Source organism: Pseudomonas sp. TMB3-21, assembly GCF_054898145.1.
The window spans coordinates 1,823,245-1,842,416 of the sequence record NZ_CM142718.1 but is presented as its reverse complement, the minus strand read 5'-3'; the positions used below and the strand labels follow the sequence as shown (position 1 = coordinate 1,842,416).

The 19,172-nt window shown below is 60.9% G+C and carries 14 protein-coding genes; 3 read left to right on the top strand and 11 right to left on the bottom strand.

Features of this window, described 5'->3' with window-relative positions; all coding sequences use genetic code 11:
- Positions 1-15: 15 nt before the first annotated feature.
- Together argA and argE are read right to left on the bottom strand one after the other, a co-directional pair.
- Positions 16-1,314: an amino-acid N-acetyltransferase gene (argA, locus tag ACYZTS_RS08515; protein WP_461995309.1), complete on the bottom strand. Its 1,299-nt coding sequence runs from the start codon at positions 1,312-1,314 to the stop codon at positions 16-18.
- A 225-nt stretch (positions 1,315-1,539) separates the two neighbouring features.
- Positions 1,540-2,706, bottom strand: coding sequence for an acetylornithine deacetylase (gene argE, locus ACYZTS_RS08510; RefSeq protein ID WP_028623659.1), 1,167 nt, complete (start codon positions 2,704-2,706; stop codon positions 1,540-1,542).
- A gap of 225 nt (positions 2,707-2,931) precedes the next feature.
- Here argE and ACYZTS_RS08505 point away from each other — a divergent pair, with 225 nt between their 5' ends.
- From ACYZTS_RS08505 to ACYZTS_RS08495, 3 genes are all read left to right on the top strand, one after another.
- Positions 2,932-4,299: a CYTH domain-containing protein gene (locus tag ACYZTS_RS08505; RefSeq protein WP_461995307.1), complete on the top strand. Its 1,368-nt coding sequence runs from the start codon at positions 2,932-2,934 to the stop codon at positions 4,297-4,299.
- 167 nt (positions 4,300-4,466) lie between these two features.
- Positions 4,467-6,251: a type IV pilus assembly ATPase TfpB gene (locus ACYZTS_RS08500; protein WP_028624785.1), complete on the top strand. Its 1,785-nt coding sequence runs from the start codon at positions 4,467-4,469 to the stop codon at positions 6,249-6,251.
- 90 nt (positions 6,252-6,341) lie between these two features.
- The gene (locus ACYZTS_RS08495; protein ID WP_028624784.1) at positions 6,342-6,659 is read left to right on the top strand and encodes a DUF2388 domain-containing protein; all 318 of its coding nucleotides are present in this window, start codon (positions 6,342-6,344) and stop codon (positions 6,657-6,659) included.
- Positions 6,660-6,826: 167 nt separating this feature from the next.
- Here the strand turns inward: ACYZTS_RS08495 and gcvP are convergent, their stop codons facing one another.
- The 9 genes from gcvP to ACYZTS_RS08450 form a co-directional block, all read right to left on the bottom strand.
- A complete protein-coding gene (gene gcvP / locus ACYZTS_RS08490) occupies positions 6,827-9,700 on the bottom strand; it encodes an aminomethyl-transferring glycine dehydrogenase (RefSeq protein WP_461995304.1) in 2,874 nt (957 codons plus the stop codon).
- Positions 9,701-9,987: 287 nt separating this feature from the next.
- A complete protein-coding gene (gene gcvH / locus ACYZTS_RS08485; RefSeq protein ID WP_461995302.1) occupies positions 9,988-10,371 on the bottom strand; it encodes a glycine cleavage system protein GcvH in 384 nt (127 codons plus the stop codon).
- Between the two features lie 49 nt (positions 10,372-10,420).
- The gene (gcvT, locus tag ACYZTS_RS08480; RefSeq protein WP_461995300.1) at positions 10,421-11,503 is read right to left on the bottom strand and encodes a glycine cleavage system aminomethyltransferase GcvT; all 1,083 of its coding nucleotides are present in this window, start codon (positions 11,501-11,503) and stop codon (positions 10,421-10,423) included.
- Between the two features lie 155 nt (positions 11,504-11,658).
- On the bottom strand, positions 11,659-13,275 hold the full coding sequence (locus ACYZTS_RS08475; protein ID WP_461995298.1) for an ABC transporter permease: 1,617 nt from the start codon (positions 13,273-13,275) through the stop codon (positions 11,659-11,661).
- 142 nt (positions 13,276-13,417) lie between these two features.
- On the bottom strand, positions 13,418-14,422 hold the full coding sequence (locus ACYZTS_RS08470; RefSeq protein WP_028622039.1) for an extracellular solute-binding protein: 1,005 nt from the start codon (positions 14,420-14,422) through the stop codon (positions 13,418-13,420).
- A 243-nt stretch (positions 14,423-14,665) separates the two neighbouring features.
- The gene (locus tag ACYZTS_RS08465; protein ID WP_461996378.1) at positions 14,666-15,883 is read right to left on the bottom strand and encodes a 2-octaprenyl-3-methyl-6-methoxy-1,4-benzoquinol hydroxylase; all 1,218 of its coding nucleotides are present in this window, start codon (positions 15,881-15,883) and stop codon (positions 14,666-14,668) included.
- A gap of 58 nt (positions 15,884-15,941) precedes the next feature.
- The gene (gene ubiH, locus ACYZTS_RS08460; RefSeq protein ID WP_461995296.1) at positions 15,942-17,129 is read right to left on the bottom strand and encodes a 2-octaprenyl-6-methoxyphenyl hydroxylase; all 1,188 of its coding nucleotides are present in this window, start codon (positions 17,127-17,129) and stop codon (positions 15,942-15,944) included.
- Entirely contained in the window at positions 17,126-18,460 is a 1,335-nt protein-coding gene (gene pepP / locus ACYZTS_RS08455) for a Xaa-Pro aminopeptidase (RefSeq protein WP_461995294.1), read from the bottom strand. The genes ubiH and pepP overlap by 4 nt, the downstream gene beginning before the upstream one ends.
- Positions 18,461-18,487: 27 nt before the next feature.
- Positions 18,488-19,042: a YecA/YgfB family protein gene (locus ACYZTS_RS08450; RefSeq protein ID WP_028622043.1), complete on the bottom strand. Its 555-nt coding sequence runs from the start codon at positions 19,040-19,042 to the stop codon at positions 18,488-18,490.
- Positions 19,043-19,172 lie beyond the last annotated feature (130 nt).

Here is a 19,172-nt window from a genome sequence, read left to right as displayed (position 1 = left end):
AGCCAAGCCCACAAACTAAAGCGTCTTTTCGAAGATCTTCGAGTTACGCTGATAGTTGTACAGCGATGCCCGTGCCGACGGCAGGCGCTCGACGCTGCTCGGCACGAAACCGCGTTCACGGAACCAGTGAGCGGTGCGGGTCGTCAGCACGAACAAGGTGTTCAAGCCCTGCGCCCGGGCGCGGCTTTCGATGCGTTCGAGCAGCACATCACCGCGTGCGCCGTGCCTGTACTCCGGGTTCACCGCAAGGCACGCCAGCTCGCCGGCGTTCGAATCGGCAATCTGATACAGCGCCGCGCAGGCGATGATCATGCCTTCGCGCTCGACCACACTGAACTGCTCGATCTCACGCTCCAGCACCTCGCGGGACCGTCGCACCAGAATGCCCTGCTCTTCCAGCGGGCTGATCAGATCGAGCAATCCGCCGACGTCTTCAATCGCCGCTTCCCGGACCACTTCAAACTGCTCCTGCGCCACCAGCGTACCGCCGCCGTCGCGCGTGAACAGCTCGGTCAGCAGCGCCCCGTCTTCGGCGTAACTAACGATATGACTGCGCGCCACGCCCCCACGGCAGGCCTCGGCAGCCGCATCCAGCAGCTCGGCCTGATAGTTGCTGCCCAGACGCTGCAGATGCACCGGCACCTGCTGCGGACGCAGCTCGCGAACCAGACGACCGTTTTCGTCGATCAGGCCCGGATCAGCGCCGAACAGCAGCAGCTTGTCCGCGCCCAGATCAATAGCTGCACGTGTGGCGACGTCCTCGCAGGCGAGGTTGAAAATCTCGCCGGTCGGCGAGTAACCCAGCGGCGACAAGAGGACGATGGAGCGCTCGTCGAGCAGACGATTGATGCCCTTGCGGTCGACCCGGCGCACTTCGCCGGTGTGGTGATAATCCACGCCTTCCAGCACACCGATCGGCCGCGCCGTCACCAGGTTGCCGCTGGCCACCCGCAGTCGTGAGCCCTGCATGGGCGATGCAGCCATGTCCATCGACAGGCGCGCCTCGATAGCGATGCGCAGTTGCCCGACCGCATCGATCACGCACTCAAGCGTCGCGGCATCGGTGATGCGCATGCCGTGGTGGTAATGCGGGGTCAGCCCGCGCGCGGCGAGGCGGGTTTCAATCTGCGGGCGGGAACCGTGCACCAGCACCAGCCGCACGCCCAGACTGTGCAGCAGCACGAGATCGTGGACGATGTTGCCAAAATTGGGATGCTCGACACCATCGCCGGGCAGCATGACGACGAAGGTGCAATCGCGGTGAGCGTTGATGTAGGGCGAAGCGTGACGAAGCCAGTTAACGTATTCGGGCATGAACCAGGGCCTGTAATAAATAGCAGCCAAAAAATGGGCGAAACGGGAAACGCACAGCGGGCTGATGGTTATCGTCGGAACAGGCTTGGCGACACGCGCGCTCTCCTCATGAATACGGGTTGGGACGTCTGCAATTTATACCTGTAGGAGCCGGCTTGCTGGCGATGCAAACGCTGCAGATCATCAGATAGGCCGCGTCATCGTTCATCGCCAGCAAGCCGGCTCCTACAGGTTGTGTCGCGTTGTTGCCGGCGTCAGGCAGTAATGTTCAATCAGTTGCCGTAGTAGATGCACCGTAGGCTGCAAACGTGACATTTCGAGGTATTCCCCCGGCTGGTGAGCACAGGCGATATCGCCGGGGCCGAGCACCAGGGTTTCGCAGCCAAGGCTCTGAAGATAAGGCGCTTCGGTGCCGAACGCCACTGCTTCGGCGCGATGGCCGGTGAGCTTTTCCGCGACCCGCACCAGTTCGGCGTCCTCGGCCTGCTCGAACGGCGGCACTTCGGGGAACAGCGGTGCGTAATCGATCTTCACCTGATGCCGTTCGGCAACCGGTTTGAGCTTCTGCAGAATTTCGGCGCGCAAGGCATTCGGATCCATGCCCGGCAAAGGTCGCAGATCAAACTCCAGCGAGCATTGCCCGCAGATACGGTTAGGGTTGTCACCACCATGAATGCAGCCAAAATTCATCGTCGGCATCGGCACGCCGAACTGTGGATTGCGAAATTCGCGTTGCCACAACAGCCGCAAGCCGCGCAGCTCTCCGATGGCATCGTGCATGGCTTCGAGCGCGCTGTGGCCCAGGCGCGGATCGGAGGAATGGCCGCTCTGACCGAGGATGTCGATGCGCTCCATCATGATGCCTTTGTGCATGCGGATCGGCTTGAGCCCGGTCGGCTCGCCGATTACCGCCGCTCGACCCAGCGGCCGGCCAGCCTCGGCCAATGCACGAGCACCGGACATCGAGCTCTCTTCGTCACACGTCGCGAGAATCAGCAGCGGCTGCTTGAAAGGTTGATCGAGCAGAGGCAGGACAGCTTCGATCGCCAGCGCAAAAAAACCCTTCATGTCGCAACTGCCCAGACCGACCCAGCGGCCGTCCACCTCGGTCAGCTTCAGCGGATCGGTTTGCCACAAGGCGCCATCGAACGGCACGGTGTCACTGTGACCGGCCAGCACCAGCCCGCCGGGGCCGGAGCCATAACTGGCGAGCAGATTGAATTTACCGGGGCTGACCTGCTGGATATCGCAGGCAAAACCGAGGTCACCCAGCCAGCTCGCCAGCAGATCGATCACCGGCCGGTTGCTCTGATCGAGGCTGGCCTGTGTACAGCTGACGGACGGTGCGGCGATCAGCGCAGCGAACTGATCTTTCATGGATGGCAAAGGCATCGCTGACTCCAACTCCCGAATTGAAGACCATCATAGAACCATCCGGCGACAGGAATAAACCGCCGCAGAGCTGGTCAGGCCTGTTGACACCGGGTGACGGCCGCGACGGAGCCGTGGTTGTCACCAAGCGTCAACAGACCCTACCTTCTCTCAGTCCTGTACACTGCACGGCCTTGGCAGCCACACATTCCCCTGGCTGCGCTCCCGATTCTGGATTTTCCGGCCATGCAAAAAGAAACTGAAATCAAACTCCGCGTCAGCCGCGAAACCCTCGCCGCCCTGCGCGAGCATCCATTGCTGAAAAAACGCAACAAAAGTGGCTGGGAACGCCGTGAACTGATGAACCAGTACTTCGACACGCCTGAGCGCGACCTGGCCCGCGCCAAGGTTGCCTTGCGCCTGCGCCGCGATGGCGAAGAAGTGATTCAGACGTTGAAAACCCGTGGCCAGAGCGTCGCCGGGTTGTCCGAGCGTAACGAATACGACTGGAACCTGCCCAAAGCCAAGCTCGACGTGAAAAAACTCGACGGCGAATGCTGGCCGGAAGAATTGGCCGAGCTCGACAAGAAAACCCTGAAGCCGATCTTCACCACCGATTTCGTCCGCGAACGCGCTGAAATCGCCTGGGGCCGTGGCAAGACCAAAGTGGTCATCGAAGCCGCGCTGGACCTGGGCCACGTGATTGTCGGCAAACAGAAAGAAGAAATCTGCGAGCTGGAGCTGGAGCTGCGCGAAGGCGAGCCGGCCGCCCTGCTGGAACTGGCCGCCGAACTGGCCGCGACCCTGGCGCTGATGCCATGTGACATCAGCAAGGCCGAGCGCGGTTATCGCTTGTACGACGCCAACAGCTATTCCTTGAGCCTGCCAGCGCCACAGATCACTGCCGAAACACCGCTGGACGACGCGTTCGCCGCGCTGAGCTGGCACTTGCTCGCCAGCAGCCAGCGACTGGCCGAGCAGTACCGCTTCAACGGCCACTGGCGCCTGTTGCAGGATTGGGTAGAAAACCTCGCCGAATTGCGCGCCCTGCTGAGCAGTCTCGGCCAGGCCGCGCCGCGTCAGTCGACGCACGATCTGCGGGTTGCACTCGACGCCTTGCTCGAAGACTGGCGCCCGCTGGTGCTGGCCGGTCTGGATGACGAAGACGTGCGCAAAGCAGCGCCGGAGCAGTTCCTCGAAGAACTCGAAGATCCGCGCTGGGGCCTGTTTTCCCTGAACACTTCGCGCTGGTTGCTGGCCCGCACCTGGGCTGCCGATCGTAACGTGCGTGGCAATCGCCAGGGCGCTGCACAGTTGGGCAGCTGGTTACCGCGCTTGCTCGGCGAGGAAGCCACGTCCTTGCAACTGCAGCGCTATCAGCAACAGCCGGAAGACCTGGCCGAGCAATTGCCGCGCATCGAGCGCATCCAGTCCTGGCTGCACCACGCCCGTGGCGTGCTGGAGATCCCGGAAATCGATCGCCTGTATGGTGAGCTCAAGCAGCTTGCTCAATTGGCAAACGAGCCGATCACCGAAGAGTCGCTGGATGCACGCAAGCAGCAGGCGATTGCGGTGTATCAGAACCGTGCGTGGAAGATGTTGCTGCGTATGTAAATTGTCTTTGTGGCGAGGGAGCTTGCTCCCTCGCCACAAAGAGCGCTGTGCGGCACCCCAGCCAGGCGGCTGGCTGAAAAAATCCGATACGGCTTCGTCGGGTAGTGGCCCAACGGTTGGCAATTACGCGACTATCCTTTGCGAACTGTTGTTCATGAGGAGCCCGCATGTCCGTTCAACTTGCCACTCAGGACCGCTGGCTGGATCTCAATGAGTTATTGCGCGAGCTGGTTGCGCAAGGCTTTATCAGCCAGGATTCGGCCGAGACCGCGCTCAATGCGCGCCGCCGCCACACCGCCAACGGCCAGATGCATCCGCTGGAGTTCATCGCCAGTCAGCAGCTGGACGACCTCAGCCGTCCCGGCAAACACCTCGATCTCGAAAGCCTGACGCTGTGGTTGTCGCAGCAGGCCGGTCAGCCTTACTTGCGCATCGATCCGCTGAAAATCAACGTGGCGGCAGTAACGCCATTGATGTCCTACGCCTTCGCGCAGCGGCACAAGATTCTCGCGGTGTCGGTTGACCGCGATGCCGTGACCGTAGCCAGTGCCCAGCCGTACGTGAACGCGTGGGAAGCGGATCTGACTCACGTGCTGAAGCTGCCGATCAAGCGCGTGGTCGCCAACCCGGTGGACATTCAGCGTCTCAGCGTGGAGTTTTTCCGCCTGGCCAAATCGGTCAGCGGCGCGACCACTGCCGATCAGCAGAACAGCACCCTTGGCAATTTCGAACAGCTGCTCAACCTCGGCGCCAGCGATCAAGAGCCGGATGCCAACGATGCGCACATTGTCAACATCGTCGACTGGCTGTTCCAGTACGCTTTCCAGCAACGCGCCAGCGATATCCACATCGAACCCCGCCGCGAGCAAGGCACAGTGCGTTTCCGTATCGATGGCGTCTTGCACAACGTTTATCAATTCCCGCCGCAGGTAACCATGGCCATCGTCAGCCGCCTGAAAAGCCTTGGCCGGATGAACGTCGCGGAAAAGCGCAAACCCCAGGACGGCCGGGTCAAGACCAAGACCCCGGGTGGCGGTGAGGTTGAGCTGCGGCTGTCGACCCTGCCAACGGCGTTCGGCGAAAAAATGGTCATGCGGATCTTCGACCCGGAAGTGCTGCTCAAGGATTTCGACCAGCTCGGTTTTTCCGCAGAGGATCTAAGACGCTGGCAGGACATGACCCGCCAGCCCAACGGCATCATCCTGGTCACCGGGCCGACCGGTTCGGGCAAAACCACCACGCTGTACACCACCCTGAAAAAGCTGGCGACACCGGAAGTAAACCTCTGCACCATCGAGGACCCGATCGAGATGGTCGAGCCGGCGTTCAATCAGATGCAGGTCCAGCACAACATCGACCTGACCTTCGCCGCCGGTGTTCGTGCGCTGATGCGGCAGGATCCGGACATCATCATGATCGGCGAGATCCGTGACCTCGAGACTGCGGAGATGGCCATTCAAGCGGCGCTCACCGGTCACCTGGTGTTGTCGACCCTGCACACCAACGACGCGCCCAGCGCCATCAGCCGCCTGCTGGAACTCGGCGTGCCGCATTACCTGATCAAGGCCACCGTGCTGGGCGTGATGGCTCAGCGTCTGGTCCGCACCCTGTGCCCGCACTGCAAGGCGCCTTTGACGCTGGGTGACGAGGACTGGCAAACGTTGACGAGACCCTGGCAGGCGCCATTACCAACCAATGCCCAACGCGCCATCGGTTGTGCGGAGTGCCGCGACACCGGCTATCGCGGCCGTGCCGGGGTGTACGAAATCATGCAATTGACCGACGGCGTGAAAGCCCTGATCAGCCCCGATACCGATTTGCTGGCGATCCGTCGTCAAGCCTTCAAGGAAGGCATGCGTAGCCTGCGGTTATCAGGCGCGCAGAAAGTCGCGGCGGGATTGACGACTATTGAGGAGGTACTACGGGTCACACCGCAGAGCGAGCAAAAATAGCGCTGTCAACCACCAGCGCTCTACATCGGTCACGGAACTGGACGGCACACTGGCGATCAAACGCCGTAGATAAACCAGTGGAGTCACCCTATGCGTTTCAAACTTGCTGTCGCTACCTTTGCTTTGCTGTCCCTTCCCGTTGGTTCGGCGATGGCCGACAGCTTCTGGCGTAACGTCATTTCGTCCGGTGCGACCACAGGTTCGACTTACCTGACTTTCAAGGACCACAAGCTGGTCATTGCCGCGCAAGACGATGCCGGCAGTTTTGTCGCCAGTGACGGCGGCATTCGCGGTCCTTATCTGGAAGCGGCAATGCAAAAAGTCCGCGCCGACAACCCGGGCCTGCAGGCCACGGACATGGAACTGGCGAATGCGATTTTGGCCAAGAACGCCGTTGCATCGGAATAAATGTTTTAGCTGACTAAAAATGCCGCTCACGTGAGCGGCATTTTTTTGCCCGCCGCAAAACCCCTTGTAGGAGCTGGCTTGCCAGCGATGGAGTGTCAGGCGACATCATTTCAGCTGTCCCGCCCTCATCGCTGGCAAGCCAGCTCCTACAAAGATGGGGGTGACTTTTAGCGGTAATCATCCACCGGCACACACGCGCAAAACAGATTGCGGTCGCCGTAGACGTTATCCACCCGGTTCACCACGGGCCAGTATTTATGCGCCTTGGTGTGCGCGTCCGGTGTCACGGCTTGCTCGACACTGTAAGGCCGTTCCCAGACTCCGGTTATGTCGGCCAAGGTATGCGGCGCGCGTTTCAGCGGGTTGTCTTCGGCGGGCCAGTTGCCGTTTTGCACCTCTGTGATTTCCGCACGGATACTCAGCATCGCCCCGATAAAGCGGTCGAGCTCGGCCTTGGATTCACTCTCGGTCGGCTCGATCATCAACGTGCCCGGCACCGGGAAGGACATGGTCGGCGCGTGAAATCCATAATCCATCAAGCGTTTGGCCACATCCTCTTCACTGATACCGGTCAGCGCCTTGAGCGGCCGCAGATCGAGGATGCACTCATGCGCCACGCGCCCGTTGCGACCGGTGTAGAGCACTGGAAAGGCCCCGGACAAGTGTTGCGCCAGGTAATTTGCCGAGAGGATCGCCACCTCGCTGGCGTCTGCCAGTTGCGGCCCCATCATCGCGATGTACATCCAGCTGATCGGCAGAATGCTCGCGCTGCCCCAGGGCGCGGCGCTGACAGCACCGTTCTGCGGCAGGGGCCCATCGATGGGCACCACCGGATGATTGGCCACATACGGCGCAAGATGCGCACGCACACCGATCGGCCCCATGCCCGGCCCGCCACCGCCGTGCGGAATGCAGAAGGTCTTGTGCAAATTCATATGAGACACATCGGCGCCGATGTCCGCCGGACGCGCCAGCCCTACCTGCGCGTTGAGATTGGCGCCGTCCATGTACACCTGACCGCCGTGGCTGTGGATAACTTCGCAGATCTCACTGATGCCCTCCTCGTACACGCCATGCGTCGAAGGATAGGTCGCCATCAGACAGGCGAGCCTGGCGCCCGCCTCGGCGGCCTTGCCTTTCAAGTCATTCAGATCGACATTACCGGCCTCGTCGCACTCGACGATCACTACGCGCATGCCGGCCATCTGCGCCGAAGCCGGGTTGGTGCCGTGGGCCGATGACGGAATCAGGCAAATGTCTCGAGCCCCTTCGTGTCGACTCTCGTGGTATTTGCGAATCGCCAGCAGCCCGGCGTATTCGCCTTGGGCGCCGGAGTTAGGTTGCATGCAGATCGCATCGAAGCCCGTGATCGCGCATAGCCAGCGCTCCAGCTCTTCGATCATCAGCGAGTAGCCGATCGCCTGCTCTTGCGGCACAAACGGGTGCAGATTGGCGAACTGTGGCCAGGTGATCGGGATCATCTCGCTGGTCGCGTTGAGCTTCATGGTGCAGGAGCCCAAGGGAATCATTGACTGGTTGAGCGCCAGATCTTTGCTCTCCAGTTGCTTGAGATAACGCAGCATTTCGGTTTCGCTGTGATGAGCGCTGAACACCGGGTGACGCAGGAAAGGCGACGTGCGCAACAGCCCGTCCGGAAGGCCAGAAGCCAGTGATTCAGCGTCCAGGTCGTCGATGTTCAAGGCATGATCGGCACCCAGAAACACATCAAACAGTCTTGCAACAGTCGCCTCGTCAGACGTCTCATCAAGACTCAGGCCTAACTGCCCGCGCCCCAGGATGCGCAAGTTGATCTGAGCCGCCTGAGCACTTTCGATGATCGCCGTTTGCGTGCCGCCGACATCCAGGGTCAGGGTGTCGAAAAAGTGTTTGTTGAGACGCGAGATGCCGTGGCGCTCCAGCCCGGTGGCGAGAATGCAGGTCAGGCGGTGCACGCGCTGGGCAATGCGCGTCAGACCTTCCGGACCGTGATAGACCGCATAAAATCCGGCAATGTTGGCCAGCAGCACCTGGGCCGTGCAGATGTTCGAATTGGCCTTCTCGCGACGGATGTGTTGTTCACGGGTCTGCAGGGCCATGCGCAACGCAGTGTTGCCGCGCGTATCCTTCGAGACGCCAATGATTCGCCCCGGAATCGCCCGTTTGTATTCCTCGCGACTGGCAAAAAAAGCCGCATGCGGCCCGCCGTAACCCATCGGCACACCAAAGCGCTGGGACGAGCCGAACACCACGTCGGCGCCCAATTCTCCCGGCGGGATCAGCAGCAACAAGCTCAGCAGATCGGTGGCGACGCAAGCCAGGGCTTGCTGTGCGTGTAGATGATCGATAAAAGGACGCAGATCACGGATCTCGCCATGGGTGTCGGGGTACTGCAGCAGCGCACCGAACACCGAGTGCTGCTGCAAGTTATCCACAGCGTCGACGATCAGCTCGAAGCCGAAACCTTGCGCTCGGGTCTGCACCACGGAAATCGTCTGCGGGTGACAGTTTTCGTCGACGAAGAACAGATTGCTTTTTGACCTGGCGACGCGTCGGGCCAGTGCCATCGCTTCCGCCGCAGCCGTGGCTTCATCCAGCAGCGAGGCGTTGGCCAGTTCCAGGCCGGTGAGGTCGATGGTCATTTGCTGGAAGTTCAGCAACGCCTCGAGCCTGCCTTGGGCAATCTCGGGTTGATAAGGCGTATACGCGGTGTACCAGCCAGGATTTTCGAGGACATTGCGCAAGATGACGGTCGGCGTGAGGGTGCCGTGGTAGCCCATGCCGATGAGGCTGGTCCATACCTGATTCTGCTCGGCGTAGTCACGAAGCTTGCTCAGGGCGGCCTGCTCATCAAGCGCCGGCGGCAGATCGAGCGCACGATTGAGGCGAATCCCCGGCGGTACCGTCTGTTCGATCAGCTCGACCCGACTGCCGAGCCCCAGACTGTCGAGCATCGCCTGCTGCTCGGCGGCATCGGGCCCGAGGTGACGACGGAGAAAGGCATTGGGGTCGCGTAACTGACTCAAGGACGGCAACTGGGACATGACGGGCTCTCTCTTGACTGGCGCTCTGCGTCGATGCAACACGGTCAAACCAGCATAGCAGCCGATGTCATGGGGCCCCTGAGCAGCAGAAGATCGCAGCCTCGTTTTACTCGACAGCTCCTACATTGATCTGACTGGCGTCCAACAATTGCTGTGCAGAGCACTGAAATGCAATCCCCTGTAGGAGCTGTCGAGTGCAACGAGGCTGCGATCTTTTGATCTTGATCCTGATCTGCAAGGCGAAAAAAAGCCCCGACGGATCGAGGCTTTGGAATGATGCTCGGGACTTACTCGCCGATGGCGGCTTTATAACCGGCAGCATCGAGCAGCTTTTCCAGCTCTGCGGTATTGCTTGGCTTCAGCTTGAAGATCCACGCGCCATACGGATCAGAGTTGAGCGACTCCGGAGTCCCGCCCAGCTCTTCATTGATCGCAATCACTTCGCCGCTAACTGGCGAATAGATATCGGAGGCAGCCTTAACCGACTCGACCACACCTGATTGATCACCCGCAGCGAAGACTTTTCCAACCTCGGTCAGCTCGACAAACACCACGTCACCGAGAGCTTCCTGAGCGTGATCGCTGATGCCCACGGTGACGGTGCCATCGGCTTCCAGGCGCGCCCATTCGTGACTTTCGGCAAAACGCAGGTCGGCAGGGATATCGCTCATGTTCTGTGTCCTCAAGAGAATTGTCAGCGGTCAGGCCCGCCGGAAAAGGTTAGATCAAGGTTTTGCCATGGCGCACGAAGGTCGGTTTGACCACTCGTACCGGGTACCACTTGCCACGGATTTCCACTTCGGCGCGGTCGGCAGTTGCCATCGGCACGCGCGCCAGTGCGATCGACTTGCTAAGCGTAGGAGAGAAACTACCACTGGTGATCTCCCCTTCGCCAACATTGGCGATCCGGACCACCTGATGAGCGCGTAAGACCCCGCGTTCCTCAAGGACCAGACCGACCAGTTTGTGTTGAATACCGTCGGTGCGTTCGGCTTCCAGCGCCGCGCGGCCGATGAACTGGCGGGTGGCCGGTTCCCAGGCAATGCTCCAGGCCATGTTGGACGCCAGCGGCGACACTTCCTGATGGATGTCCTGACCGTAAAGGTTCATGCCGGCTTCAACCCGCAGAGTATCGCGCGCGCCCAGGCCGATCGGCGAAATGCCTGCGCCCACCAGATCGTTAAAAAATCCCGGTGCCTGGTTGGCCGGCAGAATGATTTCGAGCCCGTCTTCGCCGGTGTATCCGGTGCGCGCGATGAACCAGTCGCCGTCGGGCTGCCCTTCGAAAGGCTTGAGCATCTGGATCAAATTGCCACGCGACTGGGTCACCAGCTCGGCGATCTTGTGTCGCGCGTGGGGTCCTTGAATGGCCAGCATCGCCAGTTCGGCACGCTCGTTGAGATCGACATCGAAACCATCCAGATGCGCTTGCATCCACGCCATGTCCTGATTGCGGGTGGAGGCATTGACCACCAGCCGATAACCCTCTTCGAGACGATAGACGATCATGTCGTCGACGATACCGCCGCGCTCGTTGAGCATGGTGCTGTACAACGCTCGGCCGGGGCTGTGCAGGCGCTCGACGTCATTGGCCAGCAGATGCTGGAGCCAGGCCTTGGCCTGCGGCCCGGCGACATCGATCACGGTCATATGGGATACATCGAAGACTCCGCAATCACGGCGCACCTGATGGTGTTCCTCGACCTGCGAACCGTAATGCAGAGGCATATCCCAACCGCCAAAATCGACCATCTTCGCGCCAAGGGCGAGATGCAGGTCGTACAGAGGCGTACGCTGTCCCATGGGTTTCTCCTTCCGGGCGTGGCGAGGGTGCGGACCGGTGCATACCCACTGGAACCCCCTGAACAGAGGGGTCCTAGCAGATTTCAGCTACCGGGTCTGTAGGACGGACCGCACCGAATGCCGCGCATTGTAGCCTCAAGGTGTAGGACTGGCACCTAGACGTTTCGATGCGCTGAGCGTCGAATCAATCCGATGACCGGTAATAAGCCAACCAGGACCAGAGATAGCGCCGGTAGCGACGCCCTTGCCCATTCGCCTTCGCTGGTCATTTCAAAGATCCGCACGGCCAGTGTGTCCCAGCCAAACGGGCGCATGAGCAGGGTCGCCGGCATTTCCTTGAGTACGTCGACGAACACCAGCAACGCAGCGCTGAGGGTCCCGGGTAGCAATAACGGCAGATACACTTTGAAAAACAGTCGTGGCCCACTGACACCCAGGCTACGGGCCGCTTCGGGCAAAGAAGGCCGTATTCGCGCCAGACTATTTTCCAGCGGCCCGTAAGCCACGGCGATGAACCGCACAAGATAGGCCAGTAACAAAGCCGAGAGACTGCCCAGGAGCAACGGTTTGCCAGCCCCGCCTAACCAGCCAGACAGCGGAATGACCAGCTCACGATCCAGGTAACTGAACGCCAGCATGATTGACACCGCCAGCACCGAGCCCGGCAAGGCGTAACCGAGGTTGGCCAGGCTGACACCGGAGCGGATCGCTCGCGTGGGCGCCAGCCGGCGGGCAAATGCCAATATCAACGCGACGCTGACGGTGATCAGCGCCGCCATGCCACCCAGGTACAACGTGTGGCCGATCAGGCCGGTGTAACGCTCATCCAGATCAAAACGCCCGCGCTGCCAGAACCATGCAACCAGTTGCAGCACTGGAATCACGAACGCACAGGCAAACACCAGAGCACACCAGCCCGTCGCCGCCAGCGCCTTGATGCCTCGCAGGTGATACAACGCTTTCACCCGTGGCCGTTCATTGCTCGCCCGATTCGCGCCACGCGCGCGACGTTCCCCATAAAGCACGAGCATCACCACCAGCAACAAGAGACTGGCCAGTTGCGCGGCGGTAGAGAGGCTGAAGAACCCGTACCAGGTTTTGTAAATGGCGGTTGTGAAGGTGTCGAAATTGAATACCGAAACCGCGCCGAAGTCCGCCAACGTCTCCATCAGCGCCAGCGCCACACCGGCACCAATCGCCGGACGGGCCATGGGCAATGCCACCCGCCAGAACGCTTGCCATGGGGACTGGCCGAGGACCCGCGCGGCTTCCATCAGACCTTTGCCCTGAGCGAGAAATGCGCTGCGGGCCAGCAGATAAACATAGGGATAAAAGACCAGCACCAGAACAATAATGACCCCGCCGGTGGAGCGCACACGAGGCAATCTGAGGCCGATGCCGAACCCTTCGCGCAGGAGGGTTTGCACGGGGCCGGCGAAGTCCAGCAGGCCGACGAAAACGAACGCCAGCACATAGGCGGGAATGGCGAACGGCAGCATCAGCGCCCAATCGAGCCATTTTCTGCCGGGGAATTCACAGAGGCTGGTGAGCCAGGCCAGGCTCACGCCCAGCAGCGTTACGCCAATGCCGACGCCGAATACCAGCGTCAACGTGTTGCCCAGCAGCCGTGGCATTTGCGTGTCCCACAGGTGGGACCAGATTTGTTGATCGATGGTTTGCCATGACAACAGCAAGACGCTTAATGGCAGCAGGACCAGCGCGGCGATGGCGAAGACCAGGGGATACCAGCGGCGTTGGGCGGGGTGGGCCAAGAAAGGGCTCTCGCGGATAAATCGTGGAGTGTAGGGAAAATGCAAAAAGATCGCAGCCTCGTTTCACTCGACAGCTCCTACAGGGGTACGCCATCCCGCTGTAGGAGCTGTCGAGTGAAACGAGGCTGCGATCTCCTGAGCTTTAGTTCCAGCCAGCCCGATCCATCATCCGAATCGCTTCAGCCTGACGCTTGCCGGCAATTTCCACAGGCAGGGTATCGGCAACAAACTTGCCCCAACTCGCCACTTCTGCAGAAGGTTGCACCGCTGGGTTGGCTGGGAATTCCTGGTTCACGTCAGCAAAGATCTTCTGTGCCTCAGGCGTGGTCATCCACTCGACCAATGCCTTGGCTGCTTCCGGGTGCGGCGCGTGCTTGGTCAGGCCGATGCCTGAGAGGTTTACGTGCACGCCGCGATCCGCCTGATTCGGCCAGAACAGTTTCACCGCCAGATCTGGCTTCTGCTTGTGCAGGCGACCGTAGTAATAAGTATTGACGATGCCGACGTCGCACTGGCCAGCGTTGATAGCCTCCAGCACTGCAACGTCATCCGAGAAAACATCGGTCGACAGGTTGTTCACCCAGCCCTTGAGAATTTTCTCGGTTTTGTCGGCGCCGTGCACTTCGATCATGGTGGCAGTCAGGGACTGGTTATAAACCTTCTTGGCGGTGCGCAGGCACAAGCGGCCTTCCCAGTTCTTGTCAGCCAGAGCTTCGTAAGTGGTCAGCTCGCCTGGCTTCACTCGCGTCGTGGAGTAGGCGATGGTCCGCGCGCGCAGGCTCAGGCCGGTCCAGGCGTGAGTGGACGAGCGGTATTGCAGTGGAATATTGGCGTCGATGGTTTTCGAGGTGAACGGTTGCAGGATACCCATCTGCTCAGCCTGCCAGAGGTTACCGGCATCGACCGTCAATAACAGGTCGGCAGTGGCATTCTCGCCCTCGGCTTTGATGCGCTGCATCAGCGGCGCTTCCTTGTCGGTGATGAATTTCACCTGAACACCGGTCTTGGCGGTGTAGGCATCGAAAACCGGTTTGATCAGTTCGTCGATGCGCGAGGAGTAGACCACCACTTCGTCGGCGGCCTGGGCTGCAGTGCTGCTGATCAGGGACAGGGCCAGTGCGGTCAGTAGGCGCTTCGGTGCCGACATGGGGGCGGTCTCTCGTTTGAAATTGAGGGTAAATGATAAAGACTCACATTTAGCTTCTCAATCGGTCAGTTGCCGGAGGCGTTACCAGATGTTGCACGATTACAGAAATGTACTGATGTACCGACGCCTTCGCGGGCAAGCCCAGCTCCCACAGGACTTGTGTGGAATGCAAATCTGCGACTGACGCTAAAACTGTGGGAGCCGGGCTTGCCCGCGAAGAGGCCATCAGCCCCAGCGCCAGTCTCAAGCCTTGGCCAGCGCCGGCAAATCACCCATCAACCCCAGCGCCTCCCGCACGAACAACGCCTTGGCTTCGGGCATCCCGTCGACCATCTTCAACCCTGCATTACGCAGCCAGCGCACCGGCAGCGGATCGGCCTGGAACAGGCGTTCAAACCCTTCCATTGCCGCCATCAACGCCAGATTGTGCGGCATGCGTCGACGTTCGTAGCGGCTCAGAACTTTCACGTCCGCCAAACGCTCACCTCGCGCCACGGCTTGCGACAGCACCTCAGCCAGCACGGCAGCGTCGAGGAAACCGAGGTTCACGCCCTGACCCGCCAGTGGATGGATGGTATGCGCAGCGTCGCCGATCAGCGCCAAGCCTTCAGCTACATAACGCTTGGCATGACGCTGGCGCAGCGGCACGCACAAACGCGGATCAGCGCTGAGCACCGTGCCCAGCCGTCCTTCAAAGGCGCGCTCCAGTTCCAGACAAAAAGCTGCGTCATTCAGGGCCATCAGGCGTTCAGCTTCATTCGGTGTGGTCGACCAGACGATCGAACACCAATCCTGCTGACCGTCACGCTCCAGCGGCAGAAACGCCAACGGACCGCTGTCGGTAAACCGCTGCCACGCGGTCATCTGATGAGGATTGGCGCATCGCACACTGGTGACGATCGCATGGTGCAGATAATCCCATTCGCGAGTCGCCACGCCGGTCAGCCGCCGGACCGCCGAATTGGCGCCGTCAGCGGCGATCACCAGCGGGGCACGCAATGTGCGGCCATCGGCCAGGGTCAACAGCCAGTCATCGCCGGAACGGCGCATCTGCTCCAGGCGCGCATTGGCCAGCATGCCCAGGTCGCACTCGTGTAAACGGTCGAGCAAGGCATCCTGAACCACGCGATTCTCGACGATATGCCCGAGCACCTCGGCGTGCACGCTGGCCGCCGAAAAGTGAATCTGCCCGGTGCCGCTGCCGTCCCAGACATGCATGTCGGTATATGGACTGCTGCGTCGGGCGGCAATGCCGTCCCATACGCCCAGCCGCTCAAGTATCCGCTGGCTCGCGGAAGACAACGCGCTCACTCGCGGCTCAAACGGTGCCTGGCCATCGAAAGGTTTGACGCTCATCGGGCTGCCGTCCAGCAACAGGACTTCCAGCCCGTTGTCCTGCAACGCCAACGCCAGGGCACTACCGACCATTCCGGCCCCGACAATCAGCAGATCTGCGCGCATGTCCATGCTTTAAGCCTGCCTCGCTTGCGGCGTAAGCCGCTGAAAAAAATTATTTGAATCAAACATCGGGACGCGTACCCAGCCCCATGGCCTGACGGGCAAACCAGCGTTTGGCCGGTGGCAGCAGATCAAGCCCGAGCAGACCGAGATTGCGCCCCAGCGACACCAATGGCTGGGTACTACCGAACAGACGAGTGACCTGATCGGAGAAACCCACGGTGAGGTTCTGATCCAGCCGTTGACGCTCGCGATAGGCTTGCAGCGTTGCAAAATCGCCGGGGGACGTCGCGCTGGCGAGCAGTGCATCGGCCAACGCCTGAGCATCGCGCAGCGACAGATTGAAACCCTGGCCGGCGATCGGATGCAGGCTGTGGGCGGCGTTACCGAGGATCGCCAGATGCGGACGCACCTGCTCCTCGGCCTCGATCAGTGACAACGGATACAGATGCCGCGCGCCCACCTGTTTCAGCGTGCCGAGGCGATAACCGAACACGCCCTGCAATTCGCTTAAGAAACTGCGCTCGTCCAGTGCGGCCAAGCGCTGCGCGTCCATGCCCTGACGGGTCCACACCAACGCGCAGCGGTTTTCCGGCAACGGCAGCAACGCCATCGGACCATCGTCGGTAAACCGCTCGAACGCCACGCCGTTGTGCGCTTCGCTCGGGGTGATGTTGGCGATCAGCGCGCTCTGGTTGTACGGGCGCTTTTTGATGCCGACCCCCATCTGCTCGCGCAAGCCTGAACGGCCGCCATCGGCGAGCACCGCGAGATCGCATTCCAGCGTGGTTTCGTCATTCAGGGTCAGGCGGTAGCCGTCGGCCAGTGGCTCCATGCGGGTCACTTCGGCGGGGCAGCGCCAAGTCACAACATCCTTGTCCAGGCCTCGCCACAGGCACTGGCCAAGCCAGGCGTTTTCCACTACATAGCCCAAAGCCGGTACGCCCTCTTCCATTGCCGACAGCCGCGCGGTGGAAAAACGCCCACGGTCGGACACATGGATCTGTTTGATCGGTTCAGCCCGGCGGGAGATTTCCTGCCAAACGCCCAGCCTCTGATAAATTTGCCGGGCGCCGTAGGACAACGCCGAAGAACGGGCGTCGTAGCTCGGTTGGTAGGTATCGCCCGGCGCGAACGGCTCGATCAGGACAATGCTCCAGCCGCGGGCCTTGGCCCCCGCCTGCAAGGCCAGCGCCAGGCTCGCCCCGACCAGACCGCCGCCGATGATTGCCAGATTGACTCGACTCATGCCACTGGCGCCCGCGCCGCAGCCATCAAGGCCTCGATCTCGGCGACCGTTTTCGGCACGCCATGGGTCAGGATTTCACAGCCGGTTTTAGTCACCACCACGTCGTCCTCGATGCGCACGCCAATGCCGCGCCATTTCTTTGCCACAGTTTGATTGTTTGCAGCAATATAAATGCCAGGCTCCACGGTCAGCGCCATGCCGACCTCCAGCACGCGCCACTCGCCACCGACCTTGTACTCGCCGACATCGTGCACATCCATGCCCAGCCAATGACCGGCGCGGTGCATGTAAAACGCTTTATAGGCTTCGCTGGCGATCAACTCGTCAACATCACCTTGCAACAAGCCCAGTTTCACCAGCCCGGCAGTGATCACCTGGACGGTGGCTTCGTGCGCCTGATTCCAGTGGTTGTTCGGGGCAATTTCGGCGAATGCGGCTTCCTGAGAAGCCAACACCAGTTCGTAAATCGCCTTCTGTTCAGCTGAAAACTTGCCGTTGACTGGCCAGGTACGGGTGATGTCACTGGCGTAACAATCGATTTCGCAGCCGGCGTCGATCAATACCAGGTCGCCGTCCTTGAGCACTGCATCGTTCTGCTGGTAATGCAGGATGCAACTGTTGCGCCCGGCGGCGACGATGGAGCCATACGCGGGCATCTTTGCCCCGCCTTTGCGAAATTCGTAATCCAGCTCGGCCTCAAGGCTGAACTCATACAGTCCGGCGCGGCTGGCCTGCATGGCGCGAATGTGCGCCTGGGCGGAAATCCGTGCGGCTTCGCGCATCACTTTCACTTCTGCTGCCGATTTATACAGGCGCATGTCGTGCAGCAGATGATCCAGCGCGACAAATTCGTTGGGCGGCTGGGCGCCGAGGTGCGCTTTGGAGCGGATCACGTTGATCCAGTCCATCAGGTGCCGGTCGAATTCAGGGTTGCTGCCCATCGCCGAATACACCCGGTCGCGCCCTTCGATCAGGCCCGGCAGGATGTCGTCGAGATCGGTAATGGGAAACGCATCGTCGGCCCCGTACTCGCTGATGGCGCCTTCCTGGCCGGCACGCAGACCGTCCCACAATTCCCGCTCGGCATTGCGCTCACGGCAGAACAGTATGTATTCGCCGTGTTCGCGACCGGGCATCAGGACGATGACGGCTTGCGGCTCGGGGAAACCGCTGAGGTACTGGAAATCGCTGTCCTGACGGTAAACGTGCTCGACGTCGCGATTGCGGATGGCGACCGCGGCGGCGGGCAGAATGGCAATGCTGTTAGGTACCATCTGCGCCATGAGCGCCTTGCGGCGACGGCCGTATTCCGATTTCGGGATATGAATCATGGGCAGATGGCTTTTCCTGGCTCGCAGTTAATGCAACGACGGTTTCGCGGCTGCTTCGTCGGTTTTCTTGGTCTCGGTGAACAGCAGCAGCGGCGCGACGCGCAGGTACTCCATGACTTCCATGTAATCGCTTTCACCGTCGTCGGATTCTTCCAGCGCGTCCTGCACCTGGGATATCGCCGCCAGGTCCTGCAAGACTTCCTTGGCCTCGTCGGTCAGCGCGTACTCGCGGCGAGTCAGGCCGAAACCGGTGAGAAAGCCCTGGCACCACTGACCCAGTGCGACGGCGCGCTCGGTCAACGGCGCGTCATCGGTCGGCAACAGCAGCACGACGGTCATGTCGTCGCTGGTCAGTTCACCTTTGACCATCTCTTGCAGACCGATCAAGGCACTGCGAACGTTGTCTTGGGGCTCGCCTTCGAGCAGTTCGGCGGCATCCGCCAGCCAGCTGTCGGCTTCGAAACCGGCACCGGCGCAACTGCGGCCTAGCAGCAGACCGTGCAGCTCGGCAGGCGAGACAGGATGACCGCTGGTGCTCAGCAATGTGGCGAAGGCTTGGTACGGGGAATTCTGAATGGGCATGGGCAGCTAGGCGCCAGACGGCGCTATGTCTAGAATGGAGGCCTTGTATCCTACATCGACTCCTCTGTAGGAGCGAGCCTGCTCGGCATGGTCGCCAACGATACCGCCGGAAACCTGACACACTGCGGCG

Excerpts from the sequence above, each read along its gene's own strand:
- argA (WP_461995309.1), bottom strand. The coding sequence starts at position 1,314 with ATGCCCGAATACGTTAACTGGCTTCGTCACGCTTCGCCCTACATCAAC.
- argE (WP_028623659.1), bottom strand. The coding sequence starts at position 2,706 with ATGCCTTTGCCATCCATGAAAGATCAGTTCGCTGCGCTGATCGCCGCA.
- ACYZTS_RS08505 (WP_461995307.1), top strand. The coding sequence starts at position 2,932 with ATGCAAAAAGAAACTGAAATCAAACTCCGCGTCAGCCGCGAAACCCTC.
- ACYZTS_RS08500 (WP_028624785.1), top strand. The coding sequence starts at position 4,467 with ATGTCCGTTCAACTTGCCACTCAGGACCGCTGGCTGGATCTCAATGAG.
- ACYZTS_RS08495 (WP_028624784.1), top strand. The coding sequence starts at position 6,342 with ATGCGTTTCAAACTTGCTGTCGCTACCTTTGCTTTGCTGTCCCTTCCC.
- gcvP (WP_461995304.1), bottom strand. The coding sequence starts at position 9,700 with ATGTCCCAGTTGCCGTCCTTGAGTCAGTTACGCGACCCCAATGCCTTT.
- gcvH (WP_461995302.1), bottom strand. The coding sequence starts at position 10,371 with ATGAGCGATATCCCTGCCGACCTGCGTTTTGCCGAAAGTCACGAATGG.
- gcvT (WP_461995300.1), bottom strand. The coding sequence starts at position 11,503 with ATGGGACAGCGTACGCCTCTGTACGACCTGCATCTCGCCCTTGGCGCG.
- ACYZTS_RS08470 (WP_028622039.1), bottom strand. The coding sequence starts at position 14,422 with ATGTCGGCACCGAAGCGCCTACTGACCGCACTGGCCCTGTCCCTGATC.
- ACYZTS_RS08465 (WP_461996378.1), bottom strand. The coding sequence starts at position 15,883 with ATGCGCGCAGATCTGCTGATTGTCGGGGCCGGAATGGTCGGTAGTGCC.
- ubiH (WP_461995296.1), bottom strand. The coding sequence starts at position 17,129 with ATGAGTCGAGTCAATCTGGCAATCATCGGCGGCGGTCTGGTCGGGGCG.
- pepP (WP_461995294.1), bottom strand. The coding sequence starts at position 18,460 with ATGATTCATATCCCGAAATCGGAATACGGCCGTCGCCGCAAGGCGCTC.
- ACYZTS_RS08450 (WP_028622043.1), bottom strand. The coding sequence starts at position 19,042 with ATGCCCATTCAGAATTCCCCGTACCAAGCCTTCGCCACATTGCTGAGC.